The 18,565-nt window shown below is 58.9% G+C and carries 16 protein-coding genes; all 16 read right to left on the bottom strand.

What is annotated here, in order from left to right; genetic code table 11:
- Window positions 1–14: 14 nt before the first annotated feature.
- Window positions 15–3,536, bottom strand: a complete 3,522-nt coding sequence (gene dnaE, locus AC1RR7_RS27300) for a DNA polymerase III subunit alpha (RefSeq protein ID WP_096819619.1) — start codon at window positions 3,534–3,536, stop codon at window positions 15–17.
- A gap of 76 nt (window positions 3,537–3,612) precedes the next feature.
- Window positions 3,613–4,239 (bottom strand): ribonuclease HII, encoded by a 627-nt coding sequence (rnhB, locus tag AC1RR7_RS27295; protein ID WP_085712847.1) that lies wholly within the window; start codon window positions 4,237–4,239, stop codon window positions 3,613–3,615.
- 11 nt (window positions 4,240–4,250) lie between these two features.
- Window positions 4,251–5,381: a lipid-A-disaccharide synthase gene (gene lpxB, locus AC1RR7_RS27290; protein ID WP_096819620.1), complete on the bottom strand. Its 1,131-nt coding sequence runs from the start codon at window positions 5,379–5,381 to the stop codon at window positions 4,251–4,253.
- Window positions 5,382–5,383: 2 nt separating this feature from the next.
- The gene (lpxA, locus tag AC1RR7_RS27285; protein ID WP_085712845.1) at window positions 5,384–6,160 is read right to left on the bottom strand and encodes an acyl-ACP--UDP-N-acetylglucosamine O-acyltransferase; all 777 of its coding nucleotides are present in this window, start codon (window positions 6,158–6,160) and stop codon (window positions 5,384–5,386) included.
- Window positions 6,157–6,597, bottom strand: a complete 441-nt coding sequence (gene fabZ, locus AC1RR7_RS27280) for a 3-hydroxyacyl-ACP dehydratase FabZ (RefSeq protein WP_016771469.1) — start codon at window positions 6,595–6,597, stop codon at window positions 6,157–6,159. Before fabZ ends, lpxA begins: the two co-directional genes overlap by 4 nt.
- A gap of 106 nt (window positions 6,598–6,703) precedes the next feature.
- Window positions 6,704–7,759: a UDP-3-O-(3-hydroxymyristoyl)glucosamine N-acyltransferase gene (gene lpxD / locus AC1RR7_RS27275; protein WP_493158791.1), complete on the bottom strand. Its 1,056-nt coding sequence runs from the start codon at window positions 7,757–7,759 to the stop codon at window positions 6,704–6,706.
- A 3-nt stretch (window positions 7,760–7,762) separates the two neighbouring features.
- Complete coding sequence (locus AC1RR7_RS27270) at window positions 7,763–8,266, bottom strand: OmpH/Skp family outer membrane protein (RefSeq protein WP_003222140.1); 504 nt, start codon at window positions 8,264–8,266, stop codon at window positions 7,763–7,765.
- Between the two features lie 45 nt (window positions 8,267–8,311).
- Window positions 8,312–10,687, bottom strand: coding sequence for an outer membrane protein assembly factor BamA (bamA, locus tag AC1RR7_RS27265; RefSeq protein ID WP_096819622.1), 2,376 nt, complete (start codon window positions 10,685–10,687; stop codon window positions 8,312–8,314).
- A 74-nt stretch (window positions 10,688–10,761) separates the two neighbouring features.
- Window positions 10,762–12,114, bottom strand: coding sequence for a sigma E protease regulator RseP (gene rseP / locus AC1RR7_RS27260; protein ID WP_493158790.1), 1,353 nt, complete (start codon window positions 12,112–12,114; stop codon window positions 10,762–10,764).
- 52 nt (window positions 12,115–12,166) lie between these two features.
- Window positions 12,167–13,357 carry a 1-deoxy-D-xylulose-5-phosphate reductoisomerase gene (gene ispC / locus AC1RR7_RS27255; protein ID WP_096819624.1) on the bottom strand — a complete coding sequence of 397 codons (1,191 nt, stop codon included), beginning with the start codon at window positions 13,355–13,357 and terminating at the stop codon, window positions 12,167–12,169.
- Window positions 13,354–14,160: a phosphatidate cytidylyltransferase gene (locus AC1RR7_RS27250; RefSeq protein ID WP_096819625.1), complete on the bottom strand. Its 807-nt coding sequence runs from the start codon at window positions 14,158–14,160 to the stop codon at window positions 13,354–13,356. The genes ispC and AC1RR7_RS27250 overlap by 4 nt, the downstream gene beginning before the upstream one ends.
- Window positions 14,160–14,915 carry a polyprenyl diphosphate synthase gene (uppS, locus tag AC1RR7_RS27245; protein ID WP_096819626.1) on the bottom strand — a complete coding sequence of 252 codons (756 nt, stop codon included), beginning with the start codon at window positions 14,913–14,915 and terminating at the stop codon, window positions 14,160–14,162. The genes AC1RR7_RS27250 and uppS overlap by 1 nt, the downstream gene beginning before the upstream one ends.
- A 14-nt stretch (window positions 14,916–14,929) precedes the next feature.
- Window positions 14,930–15,487, bottom strand: a complete 558-nt coding sequence (gene frr / locus AC1RR7_RS27240; RefSeq protein ID WP_096819627.1) for a ribosome recycling factor — start codon at window positions 15,485–15,487, stop codon at window positions 14,930–14,932.
- Window positions 15,484–16,227, bottom strand: a complete 744-nt coding sequence (pyrH, locus tag AC1RR7_RS27235; protein ID WP_003222124.1) for a UMP kinase — start codon at window positions 16,225–16,227, stop codon at window positions 15,484–15,486. Before pyrH ends, frr begins: the two co-directional genes overlap by 4 nt.
- 210 nt (window positions 16,228–16,437) lie before the next feature.
- Window positions 16,438–17,301, bottom strand: a complete 864-nt coding sequence (gene tsf / locus AC1RR7_RS27230) for a translation elongation factor Ts (protein WP_096819628.1) — start codon at window positions 17,299–17,301, stop codon at window positions 16,438–16,440.
- 191 nt (window positions 17,302–17,492) lie between these two features.
- Window positions 17,493–18,230 carry a 30S ribosomal protein S2 gene (gene rpsB / locus AC1RR7_RS27225; protein WP_003222119.1) on the bottom strand — a complete coding sequence of 246 codons (738 nt, stop codon included), beginning with the start codon at window positions 18,228–18,230 and terminating at the stop codon, window positions 17,493–17,495.
- Window positions 18,231–18,565 lie beyond the last annotated feature (335 nt).

The raw sequence follows: 18,565 nt of genomic DNA, 5'->3' as shown, positions 1-18,565 counted from the left end.
ATATCACCTGCCGGTCAACGGTATTGGAGGAAGACGTTGTCTCGCCCGAACTGGTCACGCAGGGCTTGAATCAAGGCATCCGCCGGGTCGATCCGCCAGGTCTCGCCAAACTGCAGCAAGGTCTTCGCATCGGGACTGGTGTACTCCATGGTGATCGGACATGCCCCGCGATGACGCTTGAGCAAATCACCCAACCAGCGTAGCTGATCGCCTTTCAGGTCCTGGGTCTGCAACTTCAGGCGCAGGCTCTCGGCCAGGTTGGTGCGCGCATCTTCCATGCTCATCACCCGCTTGACCCGCAGGCGCAGGCCGCCGGAGAAGTCATCGTTGCTGACTTCGCCTTCGACCACCACCATCGCATCGGTCTGCAGCAGCGATTGCGCGGAGTGGAACGCCTCGGCGAACAGTGACGCCTCGATCCGCCCGGAGCGGTCGTCGAGGGTGATGAAGCCCATCTTGTCGCCCTTTTTGTTCTTCATCACCCGCAGGGCAATGATCATCCCCGCCACGGTCTGGGTATCCCGGGCCGGTTTCAGGTCGATGATGCGCTGGCGGGCGAAACGGCGGATTTCACCTTCGTATTCGTCGATCGGGTGGCCGGTCAGGTACAGGCCAAGGGTGTCTTTTTCACCCTTGAGTCGTTCCTTGAGGGTCAGTTCCTTGGCCTTGCGATGCAGCGCGTAAACGTCCGCATCTTCCTCGACGAACAACCCGCCGAACAGGTCGGCATGGCCACTGTCGCGGGTGCGTGCAGTCTGCTCGGCCGACTTGATCGCCTCTTCCATCGCCGCCAGCAATACCGCGCGATTGCGGTCGATGTTGGCCTGATAAGCCTTTTGCTCGTCATGGAAGTACGGGCCGAGGCGATCCAGCGCGCCGCTACGGATCAAACCGTCCAGCGTGCGCTTGTTGATGCGCTTGAGGTCGACTCGGGCACAGAAGTCGAACAGGTCCTTGAACGGGCCTGCCTGACGGGCCTCGGTGATCGCTTCCACCGGGCCTTCGCCGACGCCTTTGATCGCGCCCAGGCCATACACGATGCGACCTTCGTCGTTCACCGTGAACTTGAACTCCGAGGTATTCACGTCCGGCGCGTCGAGGCGCAGCTTCATCGTGCGCACTTCTTCGATCAAGGTCACGACCTTGTCGGTGTTGTGCATATCCGCCGAAAGCACCGCCGCCATGAACGGCGCCGGGTAGTGGGCTTTCAGCCAGGCGGTCTGGTACGACACCAGGCCGTAGGCGGCGGAGTGGGATTTGTTGAAGCCGTAACCGGCGAATTTCTCTACCAGGTCGAAAATGTTACCGGCAAGGTCCGCGTCAATATTGTTGGTGGCGCAACCTTCAATGAAGCCGCCGCGCTGCTTGGCCATTTCCTCGGGCTTTTTCTTACCCATGGCCCGCCGCAGCATGTCCGCACCACCGAGGGTGTAACCGGCCATGACCTGGGCAATCTGCATCACCTGTTCCTGATACAGGATGATGCCGTAAGTCGGTGCCAGAACGGGCTTGAGGCCCTCGTACTGGTAATCCGAGTGCGGATAGGCCAGTTCGGCGCGACCGTGCTTACGGTTGATGAAGTCATCCACCATGCCCGATTGCAGCGGGCCCGGACGGAACAGGGCCACCAGTGCGATCAAGTCTTCCAGGCAGTCGGGCTTGAGCTTTTTGATCAGCTCTTTCATGCCGCGGGATTCAAGCTGGAACACCGCGGTGGTTTCAGCTTTTTGCAGCAGCTGATACGTCGGTTTGTCATCCAGCGGGATGAACGCGATATCCAGCGGCGGTTCGTTGACCTTGGCGCGGTCGCGATTGATCGTTTTCAGCGCCCAGTCGATGATCGTCAGCGTTCGCAGGCCGAGGAAGTCGAACTTCACCAGACCAGCCGCCTCGACGTCATCCTTGTCGAACTGGGTTACCAGGCCGTCACCGGCCTCGTCGCAATAGATCGGCGAGAAGTCGGTCAGCTTGGTCGGTGCGATCACCACACCACCGGCGTGCTTGCCGACGTTACGCACCACGCCTTCGAGCTTGCGCGCCATCTCCCAGATTTCCGCCGCTTCTTCATCGACCTTGATGAAATCGCGCAGGATTTCTTCCTGCTCGTAGGCTTTTTCCAGGGTCATGCCGACTTCGAACGGAATCATCTTCGACAGGCGATCCGCCAGGCCGAACGACTTGCCCTGCGCCCGCGCCACGTCGCGCACCACAGCTTTCGCCGCCATGGAACCGAAGGTGATGATCTGGCTCACAGCGTTACGGCCGTACTTTTCGGCCACGTAGTCGATCACGCGGTCGCGACCGTCCATGCAGAAGTCGACGTCGAAGTCGGGCATGGATACCCGTTCCGGGTTAAGGAAACGCTCGAACAGCAGGTCGTATTCCAGCGGATCGAGGTCGGTGATCTTCTGCACATAGGCCACCAGCGATCCGGCACCCGACCCCCGGCCCGGGCCCACCGGCACGCCGTTGTTCTTGGCCCACTGGATGAAGTCCATCACGATCAGGAAGTAACCGGGGAACCCCATCTGGATAATGATATCCAGCTCGAAATTCAGTCGGTCGACATAGACCTGCCGCTTGGCTTCGTAGTCTTCAGTCGTGTCCCTTGGCAGCAGAACGGTTAATCGCTCTTCCAGACCTTCGAAGGACACCTTGCGGAAATACTCATCGATGGTCATGCCATCGGGGATCGGGAAGTTGGGCAAAAAGTGCGTGCCCAGCTTCACTTCAATGTTGCAGCGCTTGGCGATCTCGACGGAGTTTTCCACCGCATCCGGCAGGTCGCTGAACAGCTCGGCCATTTCCTCGGCGCTTTTCAGGTATTGCTGATCGCTGTAGTTCTTCGAACGACGCGGATCGTCAAGGGCCCGGCCCTCACCGATGCAGACGCGGGTTTCGTGGGCGGCGAAGTCTTCCTGCTTGATGAAACGCACATCGTTGGTCGCGACCAGCGGTGCACCGAGCTTGTCGGCCAGGGCCACGGCGCCGTGCAATTGTTCTTCGTCATTCGGACGGTTGGTACGCTGGATCTCCAGGTAGAAACGATCCGGGAACACCGCCATCCATTCGCGCGTCAGGACCTCGGCCTCAGCGGGGTTGCCGCCGATCATGGCCATGCCGATTTCGCCTTCTTTCGCGGCGGACAGCATGATCAGGCCTTCGTTGGCCTCGGCGACCCATTCGCGCTCGATGATGATCATGCCGTTGCGCTGACCTTCGATGAAGCCACGGGAAATCAGCTCGGTCAGGTTGCGATAACCCAGGGCGTTCATGACCAGCAGGCTGATCCGGCTCAGCGGACCCTCCGGGTCCTTGTTCGACAGCCACAGGTCGGCGCCGCAGATCGGCTTGATCCCGGCGCCCATGGTGTTTTTATAGAATTTGACCAGCGAACACATGTTGTTCTGGTCGGTAACCGCAACGGCCGGCATGCCCATGCCGGTCAGGGCCTTGACCAGCGGCTTGATCCGCACCAGCCCGTCGACCAGGGAGTATTCAGTGTGCAGGCGTAGATGAACGAATGAAGCCGGCATAGTGATCCTGTCCAGTTACATAGAGACAACAAGGCCCGGATTGTACCGGGCCCTGAACAAAACATCAGCCTCGCCGCTAAACCTGCGTGAGACCTTCCAGCGCTTCATAAGCCTGCCGCACCGGGGCAAACGAACGCCGGTGAATCGGCGTCGGCCCGAGGCGCACCAACGCTTCCAGATGAACGGGCGTCGGGTAGCCTTTATGGCCACCGATGCCGTAACCCGGATAGATCAATTCGAACGCCGCCATCTCGCGGTCGCGACTGACCTTGGCCAGAATCGACGCGGCGGCGATGGCCGGCACCTTGCTGTCGCCCTTGACCACGGCTTCGGAACGCATCGGCAGTTTCGGGCAGCGGTTGCCGTCGATCATCGCCAGCTTCGGCTGGATATGCAGACCCGCCACCGCGCGCTGCATCGCCAACATGGTGGCGTGGAGGATGTTCAACTCGTCGATCTCTTCGACTTCGGCACGGGCGATGCACCAGCTCAGTGCCTTCTCGCAGATTTCGTCGTAGAGCTTTTCACGCTTGGCTTCAGTGAGTTTCTTCGAGTCGTTGAGACCGAGTATCGGACGGTTCGGATCGAGGATCACCGCCGCCGTGACGACCGCACCGCACAACGGGCCACGACCGACTTCATCAACGCCGGCCACCAACTCTTCGACTTCGGCAACCAGGGTGAAATCCAGGCCCATCTGCATGCTTGTCTTGCTCATCGTGTTTGACCGATCAGGTTCAGAACGGCGTCAGCCGCTTGATTGGAAGCGTCCAGACGCAGGGTGCGGTGGATCTCGTCGAAGCCGCGTGTCTGCTCTTCGCCACCGTCGATCAGCGGCGACAAGGTCTGGGCGAGCGCTTCGACCGTCGCATCATCCTGCAACAATTCCGGTACCAGCAGTCGCTGGGCCAGCAGGTTCGGCAGGGAGACGTAAGGGCTCTTGACCATGCGTTTGAGAATCCAGAACGTCAGCGGTGCCAGACGATAGGCCACGACCATCGGGCGCTTGTACAGCAGCGCCTCGAGGGTCGCAGTGCCTGACGCGATCAGGACTGCGTTGCACGCCGCCAGCGCCAGATGGGATTTGCCATCGAGCAAGGTCACCGGCAAGTCGCGACCGGCCAGCAGCTCTTCAAGCTGGGCCCGACGCTCGGGATTGGCGCACGGTATGACGAAGCGCAAACCCGGGCGCATGGCGCGCAGGCGTTCGGCGGTATCGAGGAACAGCGCACCCAGACGACTGACTTCGCCGCCGCGACTGCCCGGCATCAAAGCCACCAGCGGGCCGTCCGGCAGTCCCAGTTCGGCGCGCGCAGCAGTGCGATCGGCTTCCAGTGGAATGGTATCGGCCAGCGTATGGCCGACGAACCGCACCGGCACGCCTTTCTCTTCGTAGAATCTGGCTTCGAACGGCAGCAGCGTGAGCATCAGGTCGCAGCCTTCGCGGATCTTCAGCACTCGCTTCTGCCGCCACGCCCATACCGAAGGGCTGACGTAGTGCACGGTCTTGATCCCGGCCTGACGCAGCTTGAGTTCGATATTGAGGTTGAAATCCGGCGCATCGATGCCGATGAACACATCCGGTTTTTCAGCGATCAGCGTGGCGATCAGGTCCTTGCGGCGCTTGAGCAGTTCACGCAGTCGCCCGAGGACTTCCACCAGCCCCATGACCGACAGCCGTTCCATGGGGAAGTAGGAGCTCAGGCCTTCGGCCTGCATCAACGGGCCGCCGACGCCAATGAACTCGACAGCGGGATGCTGTGCCTTGAGGGCACGCATCAGACCGGCGCCCAGAATGTCACCGGAAGCCTCACCCGCCACCAGCGCAATACGCAGATTGGCCATGATCAGCGGGTGATGCCGCGAGACGACGACTGGATGGAGTCACGGAACACCGCGACTTCCGGGAACTGGGCGGCAGGCTCGGCCAGTTCGGCCAGGGCTTGCTCGACAGTCAGTCCCTGGCGGTAGACGGTTTTATAGGCGCGTCGCAAGGCATGAATGGCATCCTCGCTGAAACCACGACGGCGCATGCCTTCGAAGTTCATGCTGCGCGCTTCGGCCGGGTTGCCGAACACCGTGACGAACGCAGGAACGTCCTTGCCGATGGCGGTGCCCATACCGGAAAAGCTGTGGGCGCCAATGTGGCAATACTGATGCACCAGGGTGAAACCGGACAGGATCGCCCAGTCCTCGACGTGCACATGCCCGGCCAACGCGGTGTTGTTGACCAGAATGCAGTGGTTGCCGATGACGCTGTCGTGGCCGATGTGGGCGTAAGCCATGATCAGGTTGTGATCGCCCAAGGTGGTTTCCGAACGATCCTGAACGGTACCACGGTGAATCGTCACGCCTTCACGGATAACGTTATGGTCACCGATCACCAGGCGGGTTTCTTCGCCCTTGTACTTGAGATCAGGCGTGTCTTCGCCTACCGAGGAAAACTGGTAGATGCGATTGTGCTTGCCGATTCGGGTCGGGCCTTTGAGGATCACGTGCGGCCCGATCACTGTCCCCTCGCCGATTTCCACACCTGCGCCGATGATCGACCACGGGCCGACCTCGACACCTTCAGCCAGTACGGCCGAAGGATCGATGATTGCGCGAGGGTCAATCAAACTCATACTTTTTGTTCCGCGCAGATGATCTCGGCGGAGCAGACCGGCTTGCCATCAACCGACGCCTGGCATTCAAACTTCCAGATCTTGCGCTTGCAGCTAATGAACGTGGCCTCAAGAATCAACTGATCGCCAGGCTTGACCGGCTGGCGGAAACGCAGTTTGTCGGAGCCGACAAAGTAGTAAAGCGTGCCATCAGCGGGCTTCACGTCGAGCATCTTGAAACCGAGAATCCCGGCTGCCTGAGCCATCGCTTCGATGATCAGGACGCCCGGCATGATCGGATGCGCAGGGAAGTGACCATTGAAGAACGGTTCGTTGATGCTGACATTCTTGTAGGCGCGAATTCGCTTGCCTTCAGTATCCAGTTCCACCACCCGGTCCACCAGCAGGAACGGGTAACGGTGAGGCAGGTATTCGCGAATCTCGTTGATGTCCATCATTTCGGGGGGAAGCCTATGTAAAGATTGGGAGCGCGACTGACGCGCACTCCTCTAGCAAATCAAGGAGGCAGTCCAGAGGCTGTGCACTCTTGATATGGAAATGGTATCAGCCTTCAGATGAAGCATTACCGCCAGGGGTCACTTCCCCTGCCCGCTTTTCCAGCTGTTTCAACCGTCGCGCGAGGTCATCGAGCTGACGGATGCGTGCCGCGCTTTTGCGCCATTCGGCAGCCGGCTGCATGGCTGTACCGGAAGAATAGGCACCCGGCTCGGTAATCGAGTGAGTCACCATGGTCATCCCGGTCAGGAAAACGTTGTCGCAAATATCGATGTGCCCTACCAGGCCAACACCGCCGGCGAGCATGCAGTGCTTGCCGATCTTTGTGCTGCCGGAAATCCCCACGCACGCCGCCATGGCGGTGTGATCACCGACCTGAACGTTGTGGGCGATCTGAATCTGGTTGTCGAGCTTCACACCGTTGCCGATCACGGTATCGGCCAACGCACCGCGGTCGATGGCGGTATTCACGCCAATCTCCACATCGTCGCCAATGGTCACGCCGCCGATCTGGGCGATTTTCTGCCAGATGCCTTTCTCGTTGGCAAAGCCGAAGCCTTCACCGCCGAGCACTGCACCGGACTGGATCACCACCCGCTTGCCGATACGCACATCGTGATACAGCGTCACCCGCGGGGCCAGCCAGCCACCCTCGCCGATTTCGCTGCGGGCACCGACAACGCAATGCGCGCCGAGTGTCACGTCTGCACCGATCCGGGCGCCGGCCTCGATCACCACAAAGGGACCGATGCTGGCAGTCGAATCGACCATGGCGTCCGAAGCAATCACTGCAGTCGGATGGATACCGGCTGCGGATTTCGGCTTCGGATCGAACAGGTGGGAAATGCGTGCGTAAGCCAGATAAGGATCCGGCACCACCAACGCATTACCGGCATAACCTTCGGCATCAGCCGCTTTGAGCAGCAGTGCCGCCGCCTGCGAACCAGCGAGGTATTTGCGGTATTGGGGGTTTGCCAGAAAGCTCAACTGAGCTGGGCCAGCCTCCTGCAAGGTGGCTAGCCCAGTAATTTGCTTCTCGGGGTCGCCACTCAGGGTGGCACCGAGGAACTCGGCCAACTGGCCGAGTTTGATAGTCACGGTCATGGGTTACTTCAGCTGATTCATGCGCTCGATAACCTGGCGCGTGATGTCATATTGAGGTTTGACATCGATCACTGCGCCACGCTCGAACACCAGGTCAAAACCACCTTTCTTGATGACTTCTTCCACTGCGCTATCCAGTTTCGGCTTGAGCTGCTTGAGCATTTCACGGTCAGCAACGGCTTTGGCTTCGTTCAGTTCCTTGGACTGGAACTGGAAGTCACGGGCCTTTTGCTTGAATTCCAGCTCCAGACGCTCACGCTCGCCCTGCTGCATCTTGTCGCCACCCGCCATCAAACGATCCTGAATGCCCTTGGCGCTGCTTTCCAGCGTCTTGAGCTTGGTCAGTTGAGGGCCAAACTTCTTCTCGGCATCCACAGCGTATTTCTTGGCTGCGTCGGATTCCAGCAGTGCCATCTGATAGTTCAGAACAGCGATTTTCATGTCGGCAAATGCCGGGCCTGCCACCAGTACGGAGGCCAGGAGAACCAATTGAGTCAACTTACGCACGATGCACTCCTACAAAATCCATTGTCGTTATCTTGGGTCAGACGCTTAGAACGTCTGGCCGAGGGAGAATTGGAACACTTGAGTTTCAGCGTTATCCGGTTTCTTGATCGGTGTGGCCAACGCGAAGCTCAAAGGACCCAGTGCGGTAACCCAGGTCACGCCGACACCGACGGAACTGGCCATGTTGCTCAGGCTGATGTCGTTGCACTTGGTGCTGGACTTCGAGCCATCGGCGTTCACAGTATCCTTGCACTGCGAGTCAAACACGTTACCCACATCCCAGAATACCGAAGTACGCAGGGAGCGCTGATCCTTGACGAATGGCAGCGGGAACAGAACCTCGACACCGCCCTGAATCAGGACGTTACCACCGAACGGAAGCGGATCCTGGTCCGGGTCTGCCAAGGTGCCAGGGTTGGTACCCTTGCTTGGCGTACTGCGTGGACCGAGGGTGCTGTCCTTGAAGCCACGTACCGAGTTGAAACCACCAGCATAGTAGTTTTCGTAGAATGGCAAGCCATCAGTCGAACCATAACCGTCGCCGTAACCCAGTTCGGTATGCAGACGCAGTGTGTAGTTCTCGGTGATCGGCTGGAACAGCTGGCCACGGTAATCAAGCTTGTAGAACGACAGGTCGCTGCCAGGAATGGTCGATTCCAGGGTCAGACTCTGGGAACGGCCACGGGTTGGCAACACGCCTTTGTTCAGGGTGGATTCGGACCAGCCGGCCGACGCCTTGAAGTTCAGGTATTGGTCGCCTTCCTTCTTGACGAAGTCGAAAATCTCGTCAACGGTGTAAGTACCGGTCTTGATCTTGTCCTGCTGAGCGGACAGACCGAAGGTCAGACGCGAAGTCTCGCTGATCGGGTAGCCAACGTTCACACCGGCACCCAGGCTGTCTACCGCATAACTTGCTACGTCGACGTCGAGGTCTTTGTAGTCGGTGGTGCGATAGAACGCGTTGTAACCCAGGCTCACGCCATCGGCGGTCCAGTAGGGGTCAACGTAGCCGAAGTTGTAGCGGCTCTGGTATTCGCTTCGGGTCAGACCGACGCTGACGCGGTTACCAGTACCCAGGAAGTTGTTCTGGGTGATCGAACCACCGAGGATCAGACCGGCGCTCTGGGCGAAACCGACGCTGGCGGTGATCGAGCCGGAAGCCTGCTCTTCAACGCTGTAGTTCACGTCAACCTGGTCGTCGACACCCGGAACGGCCGGAGTTTCAACGTTGACTTCTTTGAAGAAGCCCAGACGCTCCAGACGGGTCTTGGACTGGTCGATCAGGTAGGTCGAAGCCCAGCCACCTTCCATCTGACGCATTTCACGGCGCAGCACTTCGTCTTCGGACTTGGTGTTGCCACGGAAGTTGATGCGGTTGACGTAGGCACGCTTGCCTGGATCGACGGCGAACAGGATGTCCACGGTGTGGTCATCATCGTGCGGCTGCGGAACACCGTTGACGTTGGCGAAGGTGTAGCCCTCGTTACCCAGACGACGAGTGATCAGTTCCGAGGTGGTAGTCATCAGCTTGCGCGAGAACACCTGGCCTTTCTGCACCAGCAACAGCGACTTGACCTGATCCTCAGGGACTTTCAGGTCACCGCTGAGCTTGACGTCACGAACGGTGTACTTCTCGCCTTCGGTCACGTTGACGGTGATGTAGACGTGTTTCTTGTCCGGGGTGATGGACACCTGGGTCGAAGCGATATCCATGTTGATATAGCCGCGGTCCAGGTAGTAGGAACGCAGACGCTCCAGGTCACCGGAAAGCTTTTCACGGGCGTACTTGTCGTCGTTCTTGAAGAACGACAGCCAGTTGGTGGTTTTCAGTTCGAACAGGTCGGTCAGGTCTTCTTCAGGGAAAACCGTGTTGCCCACCACGTTGATGTGCTGAATGGCAGCTACGGTGCCTTCGTTGATCTTCACTTTCAGGCCGACACGGTTACGCGGCTGCGATACCACTTCGGTATCGACGGTGGCCGAGTAACGACCTTGCGCGACGTACTGACGTTGCAGCTCGTTACGCACGCCTTCGAGGGTCGCGCGCTGGAAGATCTCGCCTTCGGACAGACCGGATTGCTTGAGGCCTTTCATCAGGTCTTCGGTGGAGATCGCCTTGTTGCCTTCGATCTCGATGCTGGCGACCGATGGACGTTCGACGACAGTGATCACCAGAACGTTGCCTTCGCGGCCCAGCTGGATATCTTGAAAGAAACCGGTTTTGAACAACGCACGAGTGGATTCCACCAGGCGACGATCATCCGCCTGCTCGCCGACGTTCAACGGCAAGGCACCAAAGACGCTACCCGCGGAGACCCGCTGGAGGCCATTGACGCGAATATCAGAGATAGTGAAGGACTCGGCGTGAACTTCGGCGATCATCAATACGGTGAGAACCGCAGTTAGCAGCAGACGTTTCATGAAGTCCTTTCTTATTCCAACTGGCAATAAACAAACTGCCGCAAAATGCGGCAGATTCGCAATTCAGCGAAGCGTTACAGTCGACCCAGATCGTTGACCAGAGCAAGCAACATCACCCCGACCACCAAACTGATACCGATCTGTATCCCCCAACCTTGCACCCGATCCGACAAGGGACGACCACGCGCCCACTCGATCAGATAAAACAACAAATGCCCCCCATCCAGTACAGGAATGGGCAGCAAATTCAGAACCCCCAGGCTAATACTCAGATAAGCAAGGAAATTCAGGAAATCAGCGACACCCGACTGGGCAGAAGCGCCCGCCACTTTAGCAATGGTTATCGGTCCACTCAAGTTTTTTACCGAGAGCTCGCCGAACAGCATTTTCTTCAGTGAATCCAGCGTCAGGACACTCATGGTCCAGGTACGCCGGGCACCCTCGCCAATCGCGGCCAAAGGACCGTAACTGACCTCGCGGATCATCTCCGGCGGCCAGTCGACAGCTTTCACTCCCGCCCCCAGATAACCACTTGGCGATTTGCTCTCGCCGCGCGCAGCCAGGGTCACAGGGACGTCGATTTGAGCACCGTCGCGCTCAATGTGCAGCATGATTTTGGTATCAGGACGCGTACGAACGGTGTCGACCACTTGCTGCCAGTCATCCAGTGCCTTGCCATCCAGCGCCAGCAGACGGTCGCCGGTTTTCAGCCCGGCTGCCTGAGCCGGGCCTTTCGGATCGAGTTCAGCGAGAATCGGCGGCAATGCCGGACGCCACGGGCGAATACCCAAGGAGCGAATCGGATCAGGCTCGTCGGCACCCTTCAGCCAGTGATCGAGTGCAAGTTCACGTGGCGAATCGGCCGTGGAGCCCTGCTCGCGCACCAGCACCTGCAAGGAACCACTTTCCCCCAGACGACGCACCAATTGCAGATTGACCGCAGCCCAGCCAGAAGTCGGCTCGCCGTCGATGGCAATGATTTCCTGGCCCGCACTCAGCCCGGACTTTGCCGCGAGACTGCCGGACTCGACCGCACCGATGACCGGACGCACCTGTTCGCTGCCCAGCATGGCCAGCACCCAGAAGAACACCATGGCCAGCAGGAAGTTGGCGACCGGGCCAGCTGCAACGATGGCAATACGCTGACGAACGGACTTGCGATTGAAGGATTGATGAAGCTGATCAGCGGGCACTTCACCTTCACGCTCGTCGAGCATCTTGACGTAGCCACCCAGCGGAATGGCCGCGACAACAAACTCGGTACCCTGCTTGTCATGCCAGCGCAGTAATGGCATGCCGAAGCCTACGGAAAAGCGCAAAACCTTGACGCCACAGCGACGCGCGACCCAGAAGTGGCCGAATTCGTGAAAGGTGACCAGCACACCCAAGGCGATCAGGGTGCCGGCAATCATATAGAGCGCGCTCATCTACTTTCTCCGCAATCCTGTTCTATGCCGCGTGGAGCCTGTACCGCAGGGTCTATCGACCGTGACGGGTCAACCATTGCCCGGCCAGAGCGCGTGCTGCCGCGTCCGCCGTGAACACCGCATCGAGATCATTCAGAGCAACCACTGGCTCGAGATTCAACACTTCCTCGATGATACTCGCGATTTCCAGGTAGCGAACCCGCCCGTCGAGAAACGCTGCCACTGCCACTTCATTCGCGGCATTGAGCATCGCCGGGGCACTGTTGCCGGCCTCAGCCGCCTGACGCGCAAGTCGCAGGCACGGGAAGCGCTCTTCATCGGGCGCTTCGAAGTCCAGGCGCGCGATGGCAAACAGGTCCAATGGCGCCACGCCGGAATCGATGCGCTCAGGCCAGGCCAGCGCATTGGCGATCGGGGTGCGCATGTCGGGATTGCCCAACTGCGCCAGCACCGAGCCGTCCACATAATCAACCAGAGAATGAATCACGCTCTGTGGATGGATCACCACTTCGACTTGCGACGGCCTGGCATCAAATAACCAGCAGGCCTCGATCAATTCGAGGCCCTTGTTCATCATGCTGGCCGAATCCACGGAAATCTTGCGGCCCATGGACCAGTTCGGATGAGCACAGGCCTGGTCGGGTGAAACATGCGCCAGTTCGGCCATCGGCGTCTGCCGGAAAGGACCGCCGGAGGCTGTCAGCAAAATCCGACGTACGCCGACAGTACTCAAGCCACGGGCAAAATCCTGCGGCATGCACTGGAAAATCGCATTGTGCTCGCTGTCGATTGGCAGCAGGACCGAACCGCTCTTGCGCACAGCGTCCATGAACAAGGCGCCGGACATCACCAGCGCCTCCTTGTTGGCCAGGAGGATCTTCTTGCCTGCCTCGACCGCCGCAAGGGTCGGACGCAGACCGGCGGCGCCGACGATGGCAGCCATTACGGCATCCACCTCAGGGGCAGCCGCGACCTGACACAGGCCCTCCTCCCCCACCAGCACCCGAGTCGACAGCCCCGCGGCACGCAAGTCGTCCTGCAAGCCACGAGCGGCGCCGACTTCCGGCACTACAGCAAACTGAGGGACATGGCGCACGCACAAGGCAAACAGCTCACTGAGACGAGTAAAGCCGCTCAGTGCAAAAACCTGATATCGCTCAGGGTGACGAGCAATGACATCGAGGGTGCTCAGACCGATCGAGCCGGTTGCCCCCAGCACGGTAATCTGCTGCGGGCGACTCACGGCGCAGCCATCCACAGCAACACCGCGAATACCGGGATCGCCGCTGTCAGACTGTCAATGCGATCCAGTACGCCGCCATGACCAGGCAGCAGATTACTGCTGTCCTTGATGCCGGACTGGCGCTTGAACATGCTTTCAGTCAGATCGCCCACCACCGAGATGAACACGATCAGCGCAGCGCCGATCAACCCCTTGAACAACTGCGCCACCGTCCAGTCACGAAACAGAGCGACCAGCGTGGTGATCACCAGGCTCAGCGCCAGACCGCCATACACGCCTTCCCAGCTCTTGCCCGGGCTGACTTGCGGGGCCAGCTTGCGCTTGCCGAAAGCGCGGCCGGAGAAATAGGCACCGATATCGGCGCCCCAGACCAGCACCATCACTGCCATGATCAGCCAGTTGCCCAGCGGGTATTGCTTGATCTGGACCAGCCCTTGCCAGGCCGGCAGCAGAATCAACAAACCGATCACCAGTTTGCTGGCGGCGCTGGCCCAGCGTTCGCTGGAGCGCGGATAGGTCAGCACCAGCCAGGTCGCCACCGCCCACCAGATCACCGAGGCGCCGAGCACCCAAGGCGCCAGCCCCGGCAGGATGTACATGACGAACAACATCAGCGCGACCACTGCCGCATAACCGACGCGGAACGATTGCGCAGTAAAGCCGGCCAGGCGCGCCCATTCCCAGGCACCCAGACTCACGACCAGCCCGATGAACAGCGCAAAACCGGAACCCTCGAGCAGGAAAAACCCGCCCAGGGCGATCGGCAGCAGGATCAGCGCAGTGATGATTCGTTGTTTAAGCATTAAACCCGGGCTCCAGCTTCGATCTGCTCGCTCGTTTTACCGAAACGACGCTGACGCGAAGCGAAATCGGCCAGCGCAATACGCATGGCATCGTGTTTGAAGTCCGGCCAGAACAGGTCGGAGAAGTACAACTCGGCATAGGCCAGTTGCCACAGCAGGAAGTTGCTGATGCGGTGCTCGCCGCCAGTGCGGATGCACAGATCCGGCAGCGGCAGGTCACCGGTCGCCAGACAGGTTTGCAACAGATCCGGCGTGATGTCTTCCGGACGCAGATGCCCGGCCTGAACCTCACGAGCCAGACGCTGCGCCGCTTGCGCGATATCCCACTGACCGCCGTAGTTGGCAGCGATCTGCAGGACAAAACGATTGGCGCCCGCGGTCATGGCCTCGGCTTCGCGCATGGCAGCTTGAAGCTCGGGATGGAAACGCGAGCGGTCGCCAATGATGCGCAGACTGATGTTGTTGTCGTTGAGGCGCTTGGCCTCACGACGCAATGCCTTGAAGAACAGATCCATCAAGGCACTGACCTCATCGGCCGGGCGCTGCCAGTTCTCACTGGAAAAGGCGAACAGGGTCAGCACCTCGACCCCGGCCTCGGCACACACCTCGATCACCGCCCGAACAGCGTCCACGCCCGCTTTATGCCCGGCGACACCCGGCATAAAGCGTTTTTTCGCCCAGCGATTGTTGCCATCCATGATGATCGCGACATGGCGCGGCACCGCGGACGGCGCAGTCTGCTTGGTCTTATCCATTTAAAGCTCGACCCTTATACGGCCATCAGGTCTTTTTCTTTCTCTGCCAGCTTCGCGTCGATTTCAGCCACGAACTTCTTGGTCAGGTCGTCGATTTCGCCAGTGGCACGACGCTCTTCGTCTTCACTGATTTCTTTCTCTTTAACCAGATCCTTCAGCGAGCTGTTGGCATCGCGACGAATGTTGCGCACGGCAACACGAGCATCTTCAGCCACGTCACGCGCCTGCTTGGTGAAACCACGACGGGTTTCTTCAGTCAGGGCCGGCATGCTGATCAGCAGCAGTTCACCGAGGTTGGTCGGGTTCAGGTTCAGACCCGCGCTACCAATCGCCTTGTCGACAGCACCGAGCATGTTGCGCTCGAACGCAACCACTTGCAGGGTACGGGCGTCCTTGACGGTGATGTTGGCCACTTGCTTGATCGGGGTATCGGAACCGTAGTACGGAACCATTACGCCCTCCAGGATGCTTGGGTGCGCTTGACCGGTACGAATGCGGCCGAAGTTGTGAGCCAGAGACTCGACGGACTTCGTCATGCGCTCTTTAGCGTCTTTCTTGATTTCGTTGATCATTGTTGACCTTCCTCGATCAGGGTGCCTTCAGCGCCGCCATGGACGATGTTCAGCAGGGCACCAGGCTTGTTCATGTTGAATACGCGCAGCGGCATCTTGTGGTCGCGGCACAGGCAGATGGCCGTCAGATCCATTACACCCAGCTTGCGATCCAGTACTTCATCATAAGTCAGATGATCGAACTTCTCGGCATGCGGGTCTTTGAACGGGTCGGCAGTGTAGACGCCGTCGACCTTGGTCGCCTTGAGCACGACGTCCGCATCGATTTCGATTGCGCGCAGGCAGGCTGCCGAATCCGTGGTAAAGAACGGATTGCCGGTACCGGCCGCGAAAATCACCACGTCCTTGGAGTTCAGGTGACGCATGGCCTTGCGACGATCATAGTGATCGGTCACACCCACCATGGAGATGGCCGACATCACGATGGCCGAGATATTGGCACGTTCCAGCGCATCGCGCATGGCCAGGGCGTTCATCACAGTGGCCAGCATGCCCATGTGGTCGCCCGTGACCCGATCCATGCCGGCCTTGCTCAGCGCTTCACCGCGGAACAGGTTGCCGCCACCGATCACCAGACCGACCTGAACACCGATACCGACCAACTGGCCGACTTCCAGCGCCATGCGATCCAGCACTTTCGGATCGATCCCGAACTCTTCCGAGCCCATCAGGGCCTCGCCGCTAAGCTTGAGTAGAATGCGTTTATAGCGAGCCTGATAACCACTGCCCTGCTGAGCCATTGCGAATCTCTCCTGCGGCGTATTTAAAAATTCTTTGCGAGCTGTTTACAGCTGGCGTTCACTCTAGCTTGGCGCTGCTTCAGCGCCATCGGAACATGGCTTTGTAAGTCAGTTCCAAGAGGAAACCAATTAAAAATTGGTAACCCTATCTGAAAAGAGGCTGCGCGCGTGAGCGGGCAGCCTCTTTCGGGCGACAGTTGAAAAACCGTCTTATTGCTTGGCGGCAGCCAGCTGGGCAGCAACTTCTTCAGCGAAGTTGTCGACCGGCTTCTCGATGCCTTCGCCTACTTTGAAGTAGGTGAAGGAAACGATTTCAGCACCGGCTTTCTTGGCCAGATCGCCAACCTTGACTTCAGGGTTCTTGACGAACGCCTGCTCAACCAGGCTCGCTTCCGCCAGGAACTTGCTGATACGGCCTTTGACCATGTTCTCAACAATGTTTTCTGGCTTGCCTTTGATCTTCTCTTCGTTCAGCTGCAGGAACACAGCCTTCTCACGCTCGATCGCTTCGTCGGAGACTTGCGAAGGCAGCAGGAACTCAGGGTTGCTTGCAGCAACGTGCATCGCGATGTCTTTGGCCAGCTCGACGTCACCGCCTTTCAGGACAACAGCAACACCGATCTTGTTACCGTGCAGGTAGGTGCCGACAACGTCACCCTCTACGCGTACCAGACGACGGATGTTGACGTTCTCGCCAACTTTGGCAACCAGAGCTTCACGAGCCGATTCCTGAGCGGCGATCAGCGGAGCCGCGTCGGTCAGTTTTTCGTCGAAGGCTTTTTCTACGCTGGCAGCAACGAAGTTTTTGAAGTCGTCTTGCAGGGCCAGGAAGTCGGTCTGCGAGTTGACTTCCAGCAGTACGGCTGCCTTGTCGTTCGACTTGATGGCGATTGCGCCTTCAGCGGCAACGTTGCCAGCTTTCTTGGCAGCCTTGATCGCGCCCGAAGCACGCATGTCATCAATGGCTTTTTCGATGTCGCCGTCAGCCTTTTCCAGGGCTTTCTTGCAATCCATCATGCCTTCGCCGGTACGCTCGCGCAGTTCTTTAACCAACGCTGCAGTAATTGCTGCCATTTTCAAATTCCTCTTGGATAGGTTTTCAACCATTCCACCCGATCGAACGGGCGTTCAATTCTTCCCGAGCCACCTTGTAGCCGCTGCACGTTACAAATGCTGTAGCTGCGCTGCCGACAAGTTGGTTTTCGAGGTGGCAAAAAGGGGGCCAAGCCCCCTTTTTGCTTACTGAGTCAACGCCAGGGCGTCAATTACTCAGCTGCAGCCTGAGTTTCTTCAGCTGCGAACTCAACAGTACCGCCAGCAACGTTGTTGCGACCGCGGATTACTGCGTCAGCCATCGAACCCATGTACAGCTGGATAGCGCGGATTGCGTCATCGTTGCCTGGGATGATGTAGTCAACGCCTTCCGGGCTGCTGTTGGTATCGACAACGCCGATGACCGGGATGCCCAGCTTGTTGGCTTCGGTGATCGCGATGCGCTCGTGGTCAACGTCGATCACGAACAGTGCGTCTGGCAGACCGCCCATGTCCTTGATGCCGCCCAGGGAGCGATCCAGCTTCTCAAGATCACGGGAGCGCATCAGCGCTTCTTTCTTGGTCAGCTTGGCGAAAGTACCGTCTTCGGCTTGTACTTCAAGGTCACGCAGACGCTTGATGGAAGCACGGATGGTTTTGAAGTTGGTCAGCATGCCGCCCAACCAGCGGTGATCGACGTACGGCGAACCGCAACGTGCTGCTTCTTCAGCAACGATCTTGCCAGCGGAACGCTTGGTGCCGACGAACAGAATCTTGTTTTTGCCCTGGGCCAGACGCTCTACGAAAGTCAGAGCTTCGTTGAACATTGGCAGGGTTTTTTCAAGGTTGATGATGTGAATCTTGTTACGCGCGCCGAAAATGTATTTACCCATTTTCGGGTTCCAGTAACGGGTTTGGTGACCGAAGTGCACACCGGCCTTCAGCATATCGCGCATGTTGACTTGGGACATGATAGTTCCTTGATAAGTCGGGTTGGGCCTCCACGTATCCCAATGACCAACCCCTGATCCGAGGATCAAAGGCACCCAGGTCATCGTGTCGACACGTGTGTGGGTTAATGCTCCCGGAGCTATCCCCGGAAAGCGGCGCATTTTATATCACAGGAAGGGCGCAAACGGAACCCGGAATCTGTAATCGCGTCAGGGACATGGGCGCCAGCCCCTTGGAATCGCCCTGCCGCGCACTATTGTATAGGTCGAAGCGATGCACGCAGGCGCGGATTTGCGCCTTTGGTCTGTTAGAATCGCGTTTTTCAGGGCCACCAGGCGAAAACCGTCGCCCTGCC

The sequence above is a fragment of the Pseudomonas sp. GW821-FHT11G12 genome (assembly GCF_058808055.1).
Note: the sequence above shows the minus strand (reverse complement) of the source record. Positions and strands in the feature narration are given on the sequence as shown.